Raw genomic sequence first — 16,747 nt, 5'->3', positions numbered from 1 at the left:
ATTGATAAGTATATTATATATTATAATAATTATAGGTATCAATGGGACTTAAAAAAAATGACCCCTGTACAATACAGAAATCATCTCTTGTCTTGTTAATCTTCTTTTTTTAGAATGTCCTTGACATAGGTACCAGTTTATGAATAGCGTACTTTATTTTTATTTTAATCACTACCACCATTACCTAAATTAAAACCTGTCCCCTTTAAATCTAATTGAATTGCAGTACTCGGTATTTTCCCCACTATAATAGTTTCAGCAATTGGTATTTCGTGAGCTACTTCAATAGTATTGCTCCTCAATGGAATAATTATCCTAATAGTAGTCCTTACTTTAACATAGATTTTATGCCTAGTTTGATTTATACCTGCACTCTCAAACTCGGAAGAGTATTTAGTTTCGACATGTCCTATAGGCTGCATTTTTACGGTTATATTAGGTCCATAATAAGATAGAATATTATTTCGTGTTATATAACCTATTGGAAGTTTGATACCTACTACACCTAATTCCTTTAATTGTTTTTGGGATTCCAACGCCACATCACTGGCTATTTTATTCATTTTTAAAGTATCTGCTTTAAGCATTACAATATTGCCTTCCAAATCTTTATCTACTCTTATAATCTCGTCATAGTTAAATTGTTTGGAATACTCCTTTATAATTGCTCTATTAACAATCTCTGTAGCTTTTGACCTCATTTCTGCATCCGCTACTACCATCACTGTTGGCATTACAGTTTTATCAAAAATATATATGAAAACAGTAAAATTTATCATAAATATAAATATAATTATTAGTATCTTAGATTTGACTTTATTTTTAATAATTATCACCTCCATTTAAGGTTATACTTTATTATATGTACTACTTTTAAAGTAAAGAATTAAATAGAATACCAAATTAAATATTTTATATGTTATAATATTAAAAGCTAATCATAGTTTAATAATGTTAATTTATATGCCAAAAGATAACAATTTATAAATATCATCTGCTTCAGAAGCATATAAGGAGGAGACTTAATGGAAAAAAATAAAACTGCTGAGAAGAAAAAAAATGTAAAAGGGTGGAAAATATTTAAAACCATTGTTTTTGCTGTTTTTTTTATATCCTTAATAATTAGTGTAGCTGTAGGTGGAGTAGTCCTTGCTATGGTGAAAACAGCTCCTAGTTTAGATATTGATGAATTTTTAAAATTAGATGAACCCTCAATAATACTTGACGATGCTGATAAAAAGATTGATGAATATATCACATCAGAAAGAAGAGTTAATATATCTATTGAGAATGTACCAAATAATCTTAAGGATGCATTTATAAGTATCGAAGATTTTAGATTTGCAACCCACCCTGGAATTGATGTAAAAAGACTAGGTGGTGCCATCTTTAATGATATAAAAATAAAAATAACGGGCAGCGATGATAGCCTCCAAGGGGCTTCGACTATAACTCAACAGTTGGTAAAATACCGAATGTTTTTAGAGGATTCTTTGAATAACAGAACTAGCATAAAAAGGAAAATCCAAGAAATTACATTATCACTTCAGCTTGAGAAAGTTTTGAGTAAGGATAAAATTTTAGAGACTTATTTAAATACTATTCCTTTTGGAGGAAAAGCTCACGGTATAGAAGCTGCTTCACAGCAATATTTTGGCGTATCTATTAAAGATTTGTCCCTAAAGCAAAGTGCTTTTATTGCCAGTGCTGCACAAAATCCTAGTCTTTCATATACTTTGACTTATAATGCAAATAAGGATAAAAAGGTGTTCACGTCAGCTAGAACAAACGCTGTTCTTGCGAACATGTTCAAGTACGGAAAAATTAATAAGAGTCAATTAGACTTAGCTATGGCAGAAGAATTAAAGTTTAGTTTTGCAACAACAAATGCAAATAAAATGAACTATGAGTATTTTTCTAGACCTGTAATTTTTCAGGTTACCGAAGATTTAATGAGTAAATATAGTATAAGCAAAGAAGAAGCACAATCAAGGCTTATGTACGATGGTTTAGAAATTCACGCAACCATGAATACCGATATGCAAAATAAATCACAGAAGTTAATTGATGAAACTATAAAATCAATAGTTGATGATGCTAAGGACGATCCAAAGAAAAAAAACAACCTAGAAATCCAAGCTTCCACTGTTGTAATGGACTATCATACAGGTGAAGTTAAAACTATTATAGGTGGAAGTAGTGATATGGCCCCTATGTCTTTTAACAGAGCGGCACTTAATGGCTTCTCACCCTTCCTAAAGGCACCTGGGTCATCAATTAAGCCGTTAACAGTATACGGACCAGCTATAGATACAAAACTCGCTACAGCCTCTACCATTATCGAAGATTCACCTTTGACCGATGAGCTTGCGAAAGAGCTTGGTAGTAATGGCAACCCATGGAATCCTACAAATTCACCGAATTATTATAGAGGATATACTACTCTAAGAGATTGTTTGAAACATTCTATTAATGTGGCAGCTGTTAAAATTGTGGATAAGATTGATATAAAAACTAGTATAGCTTATGGTGAAAAATTCGGATTACAACTGGATTCTAAGGATAAAAGCAGTATTTCTGCTATGTCCCTTGGTCAATTAGATGATGGTGATTATGCAGGAACAAATCCACTCACTATGGCAGCAGCATACGGTGTCTTTGGTAACAACGGAATGCGTTCTGATCCAAGGTTATACACTGAGGTAATTGATAGAACTGGCAAAGTATTACTGCAAACAACATATGACCCAAAACCTGTTTTATCCCCTCAAAGTGCTTATATAATGTACGATTTATTAAAAGGCCCTGTAACTTATGGTGGTACTGGAACAAATGCTGGTTTTGGCGACATGCCTGTTAGAGGTAAAACGGGGACTTCAACAGATTCAAAAAACTTATGGTTTGTTGGATTAACTCCATATTACTCTGCAGCAGTTTGGATCGGAACAGATAAAGAAAAGGCAATAACAGGAATTTATAGTAACGATGCAGCTGGAGTATGGTCAAAAGTTATGAAATCTGCACATGCCTCACTTCCAGCGAAGGACATAGAAAAGCCTTCTGGTATATCATCCTATTCTGTATCAAAGGATTCAGGAAATATACCTTCAGATTTAACTAATAAAGATCCAAGAGGAAACAGAATTTACTCCGAACTATTTATTGATGGAACTCAACCAAAAACAATAGATAGCATTCATGTTGAGGCTAAAGTTATAAAGGATCCTTCTAGTGGCAAATATGTCCTAGCATCAGAATTTTCGCCACCTGAACTGGTTGAAACAAGAGTTTTTATAAGGAGAGACTATAAACCTAAAGTAACGTTAAGAGATGCTGCTTATGTATTACCAACAGCAGTTGATACCTTTTCAAAGGAAATTATAATTCCTCCAGTTGAACCACCAGTTATTGAACCACCAGTTGATGAACCACCAGTTGATGAACCACCGGTGGAGGAACCTCCAGTTATTGACCCTCCACTTGATAAACCAGGTAAAAATAAAGGCGATACTACTACTAGCCCTTAATAAAAATAAAAACTGCTATCAAATACAATTTGTATTTGATAGCAGTTTTTTTATCCTTTAGATTTAGAAGTGAATATTAATGCCATAACATAACCAAAAAAAATTGCAGCAGTAATTCCGCCAGCTGTGCCCTTAATTCCACCAGTAAAAGCCCCTACAAGACCAACTTCATCCACTTCCTTCATTACGCTTTTAGCCAAACTAAATCCAAACCCTGGAAGAGGTATACTCGCCCCCGCTTTCCCATATTCTATCACCACGTCATATATATTTAGTGCACCTAATATTACTCCGGCAGTTACAAACAAAACTAATATACGTGCTGGGGTTAATTTAGTGGTGTCCATAAGTATTTGACCTATTACACAAATTATACCTCCAACTATAAAGGACATAATATAATTGTTCATTTACTCACCTCCAAACTCTATTGAAACAGCATGCGCTATGCCTGGTATTGTTTCACCCTGTAAAGCGGAAGTTGGACTGAGAAGGGCTCCTGTGGAAACTAATAGTACTTTTTTGAATTTCCCTTTCAGCAAATTTTTATATAGATAACCTGTTGCAACCACGGCTGAGCAACCACAACCACTTCCTCCAGCATTAGTTCCTTGCTTTTGTGCATCAAAAATTTGCTCACCACAATCAATATAATGACCTCTCATATCATACTTATATTCTAGGAGCAGTTCTTCAGTAAATTGCCTTCCTATAATACCCAGATCACCCGTAGCAATAATATCATAGTAAGATGGCTTTCTGCCCGTGTCAATAAAGTGTTGTTTAATGGTATCTACAGCTGCAGGTGCCATAGAAACTCCCATGTTATTTACATCTGTTATTCCATAATCTTTAACTTTTCCAGTAGTAACATATGTGACATAAGGAAAGTTGCCCTTTTTGCCTAAAACCATTGCACCTGAACCTGTAACTGTCCATTGCGATGTCGGTGCTCTCTGACTTCCCATTTCCAGTGGCAACCTATATTGCCTTTCAGCAGCAGAAAAATGCGACGAGGTAGCCGCTACAATGTAATTAGCCATACCTCCTTCCATTATCATTGCCCCTACACTCAAAGACTCTGCCATGGTTGAACACGCTCCATAAAGTCCTAAGAATGGTATGTTTAAATCTCTAGCTGCAAAAGTTGAAGAGAATAACTGATTTAATAAATCCCCTGCTAGTAAATAATTTATATCAGTTTCTTTTAATTTTGCTTTTTTTATACTCTCTGATATCGCAGTATACATAAGACTTGTTTCAGCTTTTTCAAAACTTTCTGTTCCGTTAAGATCATCTTCTAAAATCCTATCAAAATACTCCGCCAGTGGTCCCTGACCCTCCTTCGGACCAACTATATTATAAGTACTGATAATTCTAGGTTTACTCTCAATTTCTACTGTCTGATCACCGATTCTTCTACCCATTTAAAGTCACCACCTAAAAAAATAATATAAAATTCCAACAATTACAGATGAACCAATACCATAAACCAAAACTGGCCCTGCAATAATAAACATTTTGGCTGCTACCCCAAAAACAAAGCCCTCTTTCTTAAATTCCATTGCGGGTGCAACAATGGAGTTTGCAAAGCCAGTAATTGGAACAACAGATCCTGCTCCTGCAAAATCACCAAGTTTATCATAGATACCTATGCCAGTAAGTATAGCTCCTAAAAATATCATAACTATGGAAACGTAAGTCCCTAGTTCATCTTTAGGAACACCCATATTAGAGAAAATATCGCTAACTAATTGACCAATTACACATATTGTTCCTCCAACCCAAAATGCATTAAAACAGTGCAGAACTAAATTAGGTTTAGGATTTTTATTAGAATTAAGGCTATCAAATTTTTTTCTTATTGTTTTTTCATCTACTTTCATTAAATGGCCTCCTTGTAGTTATCTAAGGTAGTCTCTTTGTTATTGTTTACATTAATATAAATTTTAGTCAAAAAAAATAAGATTACTTTATAAATAAACAACTTCAAATTCACCTATTGAAGTTGTTTATCTAATTTTCATCTTATCAACTCAACTTTTCTTTCATTATTTTCAAAACTTTCTTTTCTATTCTTGATACCTGTACTTGACTAATCCCCATCATCTTTGCCACTTGAATTTGGGTATTATCTTTAAAATATCTAAGCATAATTATTTGCCTTGATTTTGCATCAAGTTTTCTAAGTGCTTCTTTAAGGGCTATTTTATCTAAAACCTCATTATCTTCTTCGTACTTTTCACTTAATTTATCTATTAGTAGAACCGGTGCACCATCCTCTTGGTGTATAGTATCAAATAAATACTGCATGTTACTAGCAGATTCTAGTGCATATACTATATCTTCCTTTGGTACTCCTGAAAATACCGATAGTTCTTCAATCGTTGGGTCTCTACCCAATTCTTTTGTTAGAGTATCTTTATCATAATGTAATTTTCGAGCAGTATTTTTAACGCTTCTACTTACTTTTATAATTCCGTCATCCCTAAGAAACCTTTTGATTTCTCCTATTATCATAGGTACTGCGTATGTAGAAAATTTTACATTATATTTAGTATCAAAATTTTTAATTGATTTTACAAGCCCAATACACCCAATTTGGAAAATATCATCATACTCATATCCTCTATTAAGAAACTTTTTACTTATTGAAGCAGCTAACGGTAAATTCATTTCTACTAACCTATCCAGTGCACCAGGCTCTCCAATTTTAGCCATTTCAATGAGATGCACATTATCATCATAATTATAATTGTTTTTTCTCACTATTTTTTGATCCATAATATTCCACCTAATTTAAAGGAGTAAATAGTTTTTTCATGATTATACTTGTTCCCCTACCTTTATCAGACTTTACTTCTAAGCTATCCATAAAAGTATCCATTACAGTAAAACCCATACCTGATCTCTCTAAATCTGGGCGTGATGTGTATAATGGTTGAAGAGCTTCCTCTAAATTATCTATTCCTTTTCCTACGTCGTTTACTATCACTGTTAATTCATTTCCATCAATAATAGCTTCGATAGTTATTATTTCCTCTTCACTATCATATCCATGAATAATTGCATTTGTAACTGCCTCTGATACCGCTGTTTTAACGTCGTTAATCTCTTCAATTGTAGGATCTAATTGAGTAGCAAATGCTGCTACTGCTACTCTTGCAAAACCTTCATTCTGGGATTTACTTAAAAATTCAATTTTTATTTTATTGTGACACATTTTAATCCCCCCACTAAATATTCTTTATAGCTTGTTCAACGTCATCATATGACATTATAATCTTAAACATTCCTGACAACTCGAACACTCTTTTCACTGAAGATTTAATATTAGTTACACATACTTCTCCGTTTCTCATATGTAACTTTCTGTATCTTCCAATAACTACTCCAATACCAGAACTGTCCATGAAGGACACACCATTAAAGTCCATGATTAGCTTGTTGAATCTATCCCTGTCTAAACGATCATCAATAATATTCCTTACTTCTTCAGCACTATGATGATCTAATTCTCCAGACATGTAAACTATCAATTTATCTTGGCTATTTTCAAAATTTAAATGCATTTTCTTCCCCCCAAATAATTTGAAATTAAAATAATTTTCAATAAATATTATTCCTATTTTCTATATTCTACAAATTACATAATTTCCCTTCTTTTTTTGTAATATTTATTCAATTTTTTAATATTATAGTCATTTTTGTTAGTTTTAATACATTATAAATACTTATTTAGATTTTTTATAACTATTTTATTATAATAAAGTGATTGTTACACTTTTGTTTTAGTTTTAGTTATTTTAATTAATTTTTGTAATTATTTATGTAAATATTCAAAAAAAAAAGAAAATATTATACTTCTCCAAGTATAATATTTTTCTCCTCTTCATCAAATTGAAAAAAATCATAAAGATAATTATCGTCTTTGTAATTAAAATCTATCATAGTTGGCATACATAGTTTCATTAAATTATTTGGATAGTATTCATAAGCATCTTCGCCTAGTTTTTTTGCAAAGGTCTTAAAATAAAATTCGTATATTTTACTATTTAATAAATACAATAAAAAATCGTAAGTAAAAGGCACATCTTCTTTTAATATTAGTGCATATACATCTGCACTAAAGTAACTTCCCTTGTCAAGAGCGAATCTATTATTACTGGCTTTGAATGGAAAAATTATCTTTTCTCCTTCAAATATATTTTGATTTCTGCCCCATTGAAGTTCATACCATTTTCTAATACCTTTGACGCATTCTCTTCTTTTTAATAGCTTTTCCTTTTGCTTTCCAATATACGCTATGGCACTTGGATACTCTTTTGAGTTATGGATTAAATCCGAATATATTATGTAACTATCTTTTCTTAAGACTACATTTTTCCCTATGAAACTACTCTTAATCCAAGGCTTTATTATGCTTTTTTCTATGTTTTCTCTTTTAGAAGTATCATCTGTCAGTACAAAAGCTTTATCACAACCAGTTATTATCCCTTGATAACTATTACATATATTACTTAGATTGGTAAAGCTCCTCTGTTCTATTTTATTTATTATATTCCTCTGTTTTTCGTCCCTTAAAATCCAGCCCTTGTTATTTAGTTCATTTTTATTAATATAAAATTTATTATACTCATTGCCCATCTTTAAAAACAAACTGTTGTAAAACTCTCTATTATTTTTACCATTAATATTTATTGGTTTTATAATTTCAATTTCATTTTGATCTTTTTGATGATTTGTAATAAACATAATTACAGGGTCTATTCCCACATTTTTAAATGGCCTTATTCCGTAAAAGTCAATAATTCTGTCTATGTTGCATAATTCTTTTAAAACTTTTCGCAAATCCTTTCCACTAGGTGATTCTAAAAAATATCTAGAAGTTATAAAAGTAAGTTTTCCTATCTTATTAAGGCCTTCTAATGACTTCTTAAAAAAACAATATGATAAATCACCTTTATCTCTATACACTTCACTGTATCTAATTTTTAAATATGATGCATATTCTTTGTCTATAGATTTTTTACCCACATATGGTGGATTTCCTATGAAAATGTCATATTTATGGACCTTCTCATATAATAAAAAATCTTCATTAAAAATATTGCTACATATATTCCCCTGGCTTAAATCATATAAATCTATAACAAGTATTTTTATGGCTATATGGTCAATATCAAATCCGTATAGATTATGTTTTATTATATGTTCACTAATGCATTTGAACTTTATTTTCAAACCATTTTTCTCATTAATTTCAGTTAAATTTTCTTCATATAGATTTCTAAGAAATTTGAAACAAGGAATTAGTAAATTGCCTGTACCACAAGCGGGATCCACAATTTTTATATATGGGTTGTCTATTATTTGCTCCGACTTTATGGTATTCTCAATCATATAAGAGGCTATAGGCTCTGGAGTGTAAACTGTACCTTTTTCTTTATTATTTTTGATAAACTCATAATAAATTTCACCAAAGCACTTTTTCAGTGACGCATCTATTTCATTTTTATAGTTTTCTAAGGCAACTATTTTAAACATATCGTCTATTGGACTTAGAATAATATTATATAATTCACATATTTTCTGTTTAAACACATCTAACATTTATTATCCCCTATCTATTTAACTACAGCTTAACTTTACTTTGTTGTACGCAGATTTATATAATATAAGCTACATACAAACTATGCATAGTTAGTATGTAGCTTATATTTAAAAGTATATGATAAATACTTAATATGTTGAACTATATACTTTCATTAACAATTGCTAATACTTCATCTCGCTTTTTTCTTCCACATTTTATTAATTTTTCGCATTTTGAAGTAATTTCTTCTTTATATGTTTCATCTTTAATACTAGAAAGATTTATTTTAACATTTAAAACAGCACTTTCAATAGATGCTTGAAGCATTAAAGCTGCCACTCCAGCATCAGATAGTGCATTTTTGTTTCCCAGTTCTGCTGCTATTTTAACATGCATATAAATTTTATATGATTCTTCTGCAACCTTCATAGGAATTTCTAAAGCTGCTTTATATCCTTCTTGAATTTTTTGGCTTCTTAATTTCTTTTCTTCGTCGCTTTGTTTAGAAAGTTTAAAAGTTGACATCAGACTTAAAAAAACCTCTGCATCACTGTTCATTAGATCTAAAAATTCTTCCTTATGATTGACACATTGCGCTAAGTTTTTGTCAACAATCATTTTATTTTCTTCACTGTATTCGTTGTATGTCTTTTTATCTACAGTTAAATTAAACACCATTGCACATAAGGCACTAGCTAACGATGAACCTAAGGCCGCAACACTACCTCCTCCAGGTGCAGGGAAATTTGATCCGAGTTCCTTAATAAATTCTCTAACAGTCTTTTGGTCTAACATATTGTAATCTCCTTTATGATAATTTAATTTTGCACAACAATTTTACCGTTTTTTATCACTATGTCTACAGCATTTGCTCCAAAATGATATATTAAATAATTTAAATTTTTACTATTAAAGACAACAATATCTGCTTTCTTCCCAACTTCAATGCTTCCAATCTCCTTTTCACGATTTATAGCACATGCCGCATTTATTGTCATTGCATTGATAATCTCCTCTGGGAACATTTTCATACCAAAACATGCAAAAGTCATAACCGTTTGTAACGATTCTGTAGGAGATGTGCCGGGATTACAATCAGTAGCTAAAGCTACTGTAACTCCTTGCTCTATCATTTTTCTAGCTCTAGCAAAATTGTTTAACATTAAATAAAACGAGGTTGATGGTAATAATACAGCCACCACATCATTTTCAGCTAGTGCCTTTATTCCTGCATCTGAAGCTGCAACTAAATGTTCTGCCGATGTAGCTTTTAGCTCACCTGCAAGTTCAGCACCCTCAACTGTTTTAACTTCATCTGCATGAATTTTTATATTTAACCCAAACTTTTTACCAGCTTTTAAAATGTGTCTGCACTCTTCTACAGAAAACACACCTTCCTCACAAAAACAATCGATAAATTCTGCAAGTTTATTCTCGCTAATATATGGAATCATATTATTATTTATGTTTTCAATGTAACCTTCTCGATTATCTTTGTATTCCTTCGGCAACGCATGTGCACCCATAAATGTGGATATCACATCTATAGCATGGGTGTCGTTTAAAGTTTTATTAACCTTAAGAATTTTAACCTCTGTTTGAAGATCAAGTCCATATCCTGATTTACTTTCGACAGTCGTAGTACCATGTTTAAGCATTATGTCTAGCCTTTTTCTGCTTTCTTCTATAAGCTTCTCTACTTTAATACTTCTAGTATTTTGAACTGTGCTTAGTATTCCTCCGCCACTATTTAATATTTCAATATATCCCACCTCATTAAGTTTTAGAGGCAGTTCCTTTTCTCTCGAGCCCGCATACACAACATGGGTATGCGGATCTATAAGGCCCGGTGTAACAGTCCTACCCGATCCGTTAATAACTACGGAATCGCTTTTTATGTAGTCTTTATAACCATCGCCTTTCCCTACATCTTTTATTTTGTCATTTTCAATGACTATATAACCATTTTCTATAATTTGGGCATCCTTCATCGCTTCACGTTTTTTTCCGTAACTTCCGTTGCAAGTGACTAAGCAATCAATATTCTTTACTATAATAGACAAGATGCTTTCCTCCAATCCAACAAATAATATTATTATAATTTATCTTTAGTCAATTTCAACATTCTATTCCCAAATTCTCTTTTCTAAAACTTGATTCATTGAAAATTCCTCTATTTGCAAATAATATTCTGCACATTGAATTAACGCTTCCATTGGTAGTAATCCAATAACTTCACTTCCAACTACTGGAACTCCGTAGCGTTTTGCCTCCATCTTGACCATTTCGAAAGCTCTATATACTGCTGTTTTCTCATAATTAACTAGATTCATAGATACTTGTGTTATATTTCTTTCTTCCAGTTTTACTCCCATAGCTTTTACAAATCTTAAACCACCACCGAGATTTCTAACAGTTTTAGCTATTTTATCAGCAATTTTAAGGTTATCCGTTCCTAAATTCACATTAAAAGCTACTAGAGGTACTCTTGCGCCTATTGCAACGCAACCACCTTTAACATTAACCTCAGCTATACCGTAATCCGGTACCCATTTGTTTTCTTTAATCTTTTCAAAAAATCCTTCATATTGGCCTTTTCTTACTGTAGCTAAATTTTCTCTATGAGCGGCGGAAGCAGCTTTTTCATATAAATATACTGGTATATTGAATCTATTTGCTATTTCACTGCCTACCCTTTTAGCTAAAGCAACACACTCCTCCATAGTTACTTCGCTAATAGGAACAAATGGTACTACGTCTAAAGCTCCCATTCTAGGATGTGCACCTGTTTGCGAGGTCATATCAATATTCTCATACACTCTTGCTGCCATGTCTAAAATAGCTTTTTCTACTCTCTCTGGTGTTCCAAAAAAAGTAACCACTGTTCTATTATGGTCACTGTCTGATGAGTAATCTAATAATTTAATTCCTTCGGTATTTCTAACTGCATCAATTATTTTTTCAATTACCACTTTATTTCTTCCTTCACTAAAATTAGGTATACATTCAACTATTCTAGCCATTTTATTTCACTCCTAAAGTTTATTATTTACGGGTTATTGTAATTTAAACTAATACCTTTATCTTTTGTTCCACTCTTTTAAGTATATCTCCATCCTGAATTAACTTAGTAACCTTATCTAATTCAACATACATAATCACATCTTTTTCAATAAACTTTATATTTTCTCGTACAACTTCATAAGCCTGCTTTGTACCTACTCCTAAAGTATATCCTACTCTAAAATCTATAGCTTGACAAGCTGCCATAATCTCAGTAGCTAAGACTCTTTGAACATTTTCAATAATATCTCTGCCTTTTCTAGCTGCTATAGTTCCCATACTTACATGATCTTCTTGATTTGCAGAAGAAGGAATAGAATCAACGGAAGCCGGATGTGCTAAAATTTTATTCTCAGATACTAAGGCCGCAGCTGCATATTGAGTTATCATAAACCCTGAATTTAACCCACCTTCTTTTACTAAAAAAGCTGGTAAATCATTTAATTGATAATTAATAAGTCTTTCTAGTCTTCTTTCTGAAATACTAGCCACTTCAGCCATTGCTATTCCTAAAAAGTCAAAGCTTATTGCCATAGGTTGCCCATGAAAATTTCCTCCTGAAATAACATCCCCCTCTTCTGTAACTATTGGATTATCTGTAACGGAGTTAATTTCAATGTCAACCTTGCTTTTAATGTACTCCACTGCGTCTTTACTTGCACCATGAACTTGAGGTATACATCTTAATGAATACGCATCTTGCACTCTAATCTCCCCTTGAGAGGTTATGAATGTGCTTCCTTCTGTTAGATTCAATATGTTTTTAGCAGTTTGTATTTGACCTTTGTGTGGTCTTATACTATGTGTTCTTGGATCAAAGGCATCTTTTACACCTCTTAAAGCTTCTAAGCTTAATGCTGCTGCAATATCACTTATCTTAAGTAGGTTTATACTATCATACACTGCTAATGCACCTACGGCAGTCATAACTTGCGTACCATTTATTAGTGCTAATCCTTCTTTAGCTGTAAGTTCTATAATTTCTATGCCTGCCTTTTTCATAGCCTCTTTACCTTTTAATATTTCACCATTAAATTCAGCTTCTCCATTCCCAATCATTGGAAGCACCATATGAGCTAATGGTGCTAAATCCCCTGATGCTCCAAGTGACCCCTTTTCAGGTATTATTGGATTTACTCCGCTGTTTATCATTTGAATTAATGTTTTAAGTGTACTTAGTCTTATTCCAGAGTATCCTTTTGCAAGGGCATTTGCCCTTAATAACATTATAGTTTTAACAATCTCATTAGAAAAAGATTTTCCGGTACCACAAGCATGAGAAATTATCAGATTCCTTTGTAACTGTTTACAATCCTCTCCTGATATTGTTACATCACTAAATTTACCAAAACCTGTAGTAATACCATAAATCACTCTATTATTATCTACTATTTCATCTACAATACTTCTAGATTTAATAACTCTTTCTTCTGCTTCCACAGTTAATTCTACCTTATAACCTTTTCTTGCAACTTTCACTATTTCATCTAAAGTAAGCTTATTCCCGTTAATTTGTATAATTGTCATAAGTTATCCTCCCTAGTGCTAGGTATTTTGTTATCAGTACTAATATTCTTTATAACCCCACAATAATCCTCTTTAAAATCAATACACAATGGTATTAATATTATTAATTCGTTAATACATTACTAAAGTAAACTATTTAAAATCCTATGCACACTTGGTTTATAATTTGATTAAGCTTTTGTTAATATTACTATAGAAGCCACTATAGTTATACTTCCAATTATAATTCTAGCTGAAACAGGCTCGCCTAAAATTAGTATTCCTAGTAGAAGTGCAACAATAGGTTCAAGAGTATTAAAAATCGAAGCCTTGGACGGACCTATTATTCTAACACCTTCTAAAAATGCAGTTAAAGCCACCACTGTAGATATAAAAGCTAATAATAAAATTGCCACAAGCGCATAAAAATGAATGTTCAGATTTAAATTCTTAGTCATTATTGCTGCAAGAAACATCACTGCAGCAGATGCACACGAGATATAAAAAGTTAAAACATAACTATTTATATCTTTAATTTCTTTTAGGGATGTGCCTAGCACATATAATGAAAATAGTATTGCTGCCATACCAGCGAGTATTAGTCCTTTTAAATTAAAACTTTGGCTTCCTTTATCGATTAATATGTAAATACCTATTAAAGATATAAAAAGTGAAAGGATTTTTCTAGGGTACATCTTTTCTTTATAAAACACATAGGAAAGTAAAGTAACGATAACAGGGTATGTATATAAAATCATTGTTGCCATTCCAATACTTATATAATTATAGGACATAAATAAAGTAGTTGACGTAAGTGTATACCCTAGCACTCCTATTATAAGTACTATGAACAATTGTTTTTTAGTTAATTTAAGTGATATACCTTTAGATTTCAAATAAAGAAAAACCATAATCGCTGCAAAAAAGAATCTAAGAAATAATGTAGTATAAGTGTTTGCCCCTCCTCTATAAGATAATTTTGCAAGTATTGGCATAATACCAAAAGCAATAGTGGATAAAACAATATATAAGATTCCTTTTATTTTTTTCATGTTAGTCCCCCTGTTTAAATAAAAAACGAAAAATAAGTAGCTACTAAAATTGTACCATCTTTATGTTAATTTATCATCATATAAATTCAACTTATGAAATTAGTAAATATAAATCAATTTATAATAAAGTAAAAACCCTAAGTCTGCACATGCAAACCTAGGGTTTTTAAATTTATCTATAGCAATTTTGTTATTTTTTTTCAGTATAAGCATTATTCCAAGCATTCGAAAACACAAAATCTCTTACATCTTTTTTTTCATTATGTTCTTTGCTCTCAGAAATTTCTCCAATAGGAGTTAATGCAACTATTTTATAATTTTGTGGAATGGACAATGTGTTTTTAATAATATCTTCATCAAGTGCAGCAATCCAACATGTTCCATAGCCCTCATTGGTAGCTGATAAAATAAAATGTTCCATAGCTATGGCACTATCCACTAAATAGTAATCTTTGTTTTCTACTTCTCCAGAAGATTCTGGATCTGCCACTACAATAGCAGTCATTGGTGCTTCTAGTATTGACTGTGCTGCTGAATTATCCTTGTTGTTTATTGCTTTAGATATTTGCTCTAATTTTGTTTTATCATTGACTAGAATAAATTTGTAAGAAGTATTATTTTTCCATGAAGGGGACATCATAGCTGCAGTAACCATTCTATCTAATTTATTTGTATCTACGGGGGTATTTTTAAATTTTTTAATACTTTTTCTTGTTTTGACTACATCATAAAAATCCATATAATCACACTCCTTTAATTATAGTATGTCTATTTATTACATAAATAATGTAGCTATTTTAAATATATATTGTGGTAAAATAAAATCATCTGTTACTATATTTTTTCATGTACCTTATCCTATTTCATGATTTTTATAATATTATCATTAAGCATTTCTATTATAATATTCCAATCAAATCTTCGTTTGCATATATTATAAGTTTCATCCGCATATTTTTGCAAATTATTTTCATTAATATACTTTTCAAATCCCTTAGTTAATTCATCAACATCCCCTGGATTTACTAGCTTACCATTCTCATCACTTATAAGTTCTTTAGCTATACCTACATCTGTTGATACAATAACATTCCCCATTGCTGCTGCTTCAATAAAGACAATTCCAAAACTCTCAAATTTAGATGTTAAAGAAAAAATCTTTGCTTTACAATACTCATGAAAAATTTCATTTCTATCCGACATTTCTCCTAAAAAAATCACATTATCAATTAATTTTGGATATCTTTTAAAATATTGCTCGATATAGGGTTTGAATTCCTCTTCTACTGTTCCAACTAACTTTAATTTCCAACCAAGATTTTCTATATTCTTAATATTTGCAAAAGCCTCAAGAAGCATAGGCGTATTTTTTTCCTCAGTACCTATTCTAGCTACATTTAATATAACATTTTCTTTTTTAGAAAAGTCATAGCACAATCCTTTGCTTTTAAGTACTTCAAAATCTATGCCATTAGGAATATTAATTATTTTGCTCTCATGTTTTCCAAGTATTTTTTTTAGTCTATAATATAATTCTTCTTGCTCTATACTAATTAAATCTACCTTATTAAAAAATTTATTTAAAAAATATAATTGGATTTTATTCAGTTCTTTAATTCTCTCCAGCAACTTATGGCTGCAATCTAACTTTAAATACACTTTTCCTGCTTTATTCTTGAATTTATAACTATAAACATAAACTACAGAACTTAAGGTTACATGAAAAACCTGCATTACATCCATATTTTTGCCATGTTTTAATAAGTGTAATGCTCCATCTAGAGAATAACTATTAAATATTTTTTTAACAAATTTTAATTTTAATCCTTTTACTTCATCTTGTAAATATTTATACTCCCCATTTTTATAAGTGACCACGGTTGAATCGTATCCATATTTCTTATGAAGCAAATATGGTATCATACCCATATCTTTAATTAAGTTAACATTTGAAGTTTTAAGATACTGCATAAAATATCTCATACCTAAACACCTTCTTTTTT

Annotated in this window: 17 protein-coding genes; 2 read left to right on the top strand and 15 right to left on the bottom strand. The window is 31.3% G+C overall.

Annotated elements, in window-relative coordinates; translation table 11 throughout:
- Positions 1-99, top strand: a 99-nt coding sequence (locus tag JJD95_RS05060; RefSeq protein ID WP_291639266.1) for an IS3 family transposase, incomplete at its 5' end; no start/stop codon positions are given.
- Positions 100-164: 65 nt separating this feature from the next.
- Here the strand turns inward: JJD95_RS05060 and yunB are convergent.
- Positions 165-842 (bottom strand): sporulation protein YunB, encoded by a 678-nt coding sequence (gene yunB, locus JJD95_RS05055; RefSeq protein WP_291640997.1) that lies wholly within the window; start codon positions 840-842, stop codon positions 165-167.
- 183 nt (positions 843-1,025) lie between these two features.
- Here yunB and JJD95_RS05050 point away from each other — a divergent pair, with 183 nt between their 5' ends.
- Entirely contained in the window at positions 1,026-3,527 is a 2,502-nt protein-coding gene (locus tag JJD95_RS05050) for a transglycosylase domain-containing protein (protein WP_291640995.1), read from the top strand.
- A gap of 50 nt (positions 3,528-3,577) precedes the next feature.
- On the opposite strand, the gene spoVAE is transcribed toward JJD95_RS05050, so the two are convergent.
- The 14 genes from spoVAE to JJD95_RS04980 form a co-directional block, all read right to left on the bottom strand.
- Complete coding sequence (gene spoVAE, locus JJD95_RS05045; protein ID WP_291640993.1) at positions 3,578-3,937, bottom strand: stage V sporulation protein AE; 360 nt, start codon at positions 3,935-3,937, stop codon at positions 3,578-3,580.
- Entirely contained in the window at positions 3,938-4,954 is a 1,017-nt protein-coding gene (spoVAD, locus tag JJD95_RS05040; RefSeq protein WP_291640991.1) for a stage V sporulation protein AD, read from the bottom strand. It abuts the gene before it with no gap.
- A gap of 6 nt (positions 4,955-4,960) precedes the next feature.
- The gene (gene spoVAC / locus JJD95_RS05035; protein ID WP_291640989.1) at positions 4,961-5,413 is read right to left on the bottom strand and encodes a stage V sporulation protein AC; all 453 of its coding nucleotides are present in this window, start codon (positions 5,411-5,413) and stop codon (positions 4,961-4,963) included.
- 145 nt (positions 5,414-5,558) lie between these two features.
- The gene (gene sigF / locus JJD95_RS05030; RefSeq protein WP_291640988.1) at positions 5,559-6,311 is read right to left on the bottom strand and encodes an RNA polymerase sporulation sigma factor SigF; all 753 of its coding nucleotides are present in this window, start codon (positions 6,309-6,311) and stop codon (positions 5,559-5,561) included.
- 10 nt (positions 6,312-6,321) lie between these two features.
- Positions 6,322-6,750, bottom strand: a complete 429-nt coding sequence (gene spoIIAB / locus JJD95_RS05025) for an anti-sigma F factor (protein ID WP_291640986.1) — start codon at positions 6,748-6,750, stop codon at positions 6,322-6,324.
- Positions 6,751-6,763: 13 nt separating this feature from the next.
- Positions 6,764-7,099 carry an anti-sigma F factor antagonist gene (spoIIAA, locus tag JJD95_RS05020; protein WP_291640984.1) on the bottom strand — a complete coding sequence of 112 codons (336 nt, stop codon included), beginning with the start codon at positions 7,097-7,099 and terminating at the stop codon, positions 6,764-6,766.
- Positions 7,100-7,385: 286 nt separating this feature from the next.
- Entirely contained in the window at positions 7,386-9,140 is a 1,755-nt protein-coding gene (locus JJD95_RS05015; protein WP_291640982.1) for an N-6 DNA methylase, read from the bottom strand.
- A 142-nt stretch (positions 9,141-9,282) separates the two neighbouring features.
- Positions 9,283-9,918, bottom strand: coding sequence for a cyclodeaminase/cyclohydrolase family protein (locus tag JJD95_RS05010; protein ID WP_291640980.1), 636 nt, complete (start codon positions 9,916-9,918; stop codon positions 9,283-9,285).
- Between the two features lie 23 nt (positions 9,919-9,941).
- Positions 9,942-11,186 (bottom strand): imidazolonepropionase, encoded by a 1,245-nt coding sequence (hutI, locus tag JJD95_RS05005; protein WP_367114779.1) that lies wholly within the window; start codon positions 11,184-11,186, stop codon positions 9,942-9,944.
- Positions 11,187-11,249: 63 nt separating this feature from the next.
- Positions 11,250-12,146 (bottom strand): glutamate formimidoyltransferase, encoded by an 897-nt coding sequence (ftcD, locus tag JJD95_RS05000; protein WP_291640978.1) that lies wholly within the window; start codon positions 12,144-12,146, stop codon positions 11,250-11,252.
- Between the two features lie 43 nt (positions 12,147-12,189).
- The gene (hutH, locus tag JJD95_RS04995; protein ID WP_291640976.1) at positions 12,190-13,713 is read right to left on the bottom strand and encodes a histidine ammonia-lyase; all 1,524 of its coding nucleotides are present in this window, start codon (positions 13,711-13,713) and stop codon (positions 12,190-12,192) included.
- Positions 13,714-13,883: 170 nt separating this feature from the next.
- Positions 13,884-14,744: a DMT family transporter gene (locus tag JJD95_RS04990; protein WP_291640975.1), complete on the bottom strand. Its 861-nt coding sequence runs from the start codon at positions 14,742-14,744 to the stop codon at positions 13,884-13,886.
- Between the two features lie 190 nt (positions 14,745-14,934).
- Complete coding sequence (locus JJD95_RS04985) at positions 14,935-15,483, bottom strand: nitroreductase family protein (protein WP_291640973.1); 549 nt, start codon at positions 15,481-15,483, stop codon at positions 14,935-14,937.
- A gap of 119 nt (positions 15,484-15,602) precedes the next feature.
- Positions 15,603-16,727 (bottom strand): glycosyltransferase family 4 protein, encoded by a 1,125-nt coding sequence (locus JJD95_RS04980; protein WP_291640971.1) that lies wholly within the window; start codon positions 16,725-16,727, stop codon positions 15,603-15,605.
- Between the last annotated feature and the right edge of the window lie 20 nt (positions 16,728-16,747).

It is taken from the genome of Clostridium sp., from assembly GCF_016650035.1.
Classification (GTDB): domain Bacteria; phylum Bacillota; class Clostridia; order Clostridiales; family Clostridiaceae; genus Clostridium_AD.
Note: the sequence above shows the minus strand (reverse complement) of the source record. Positions and strands in the feature narration are given on the sequence as shown.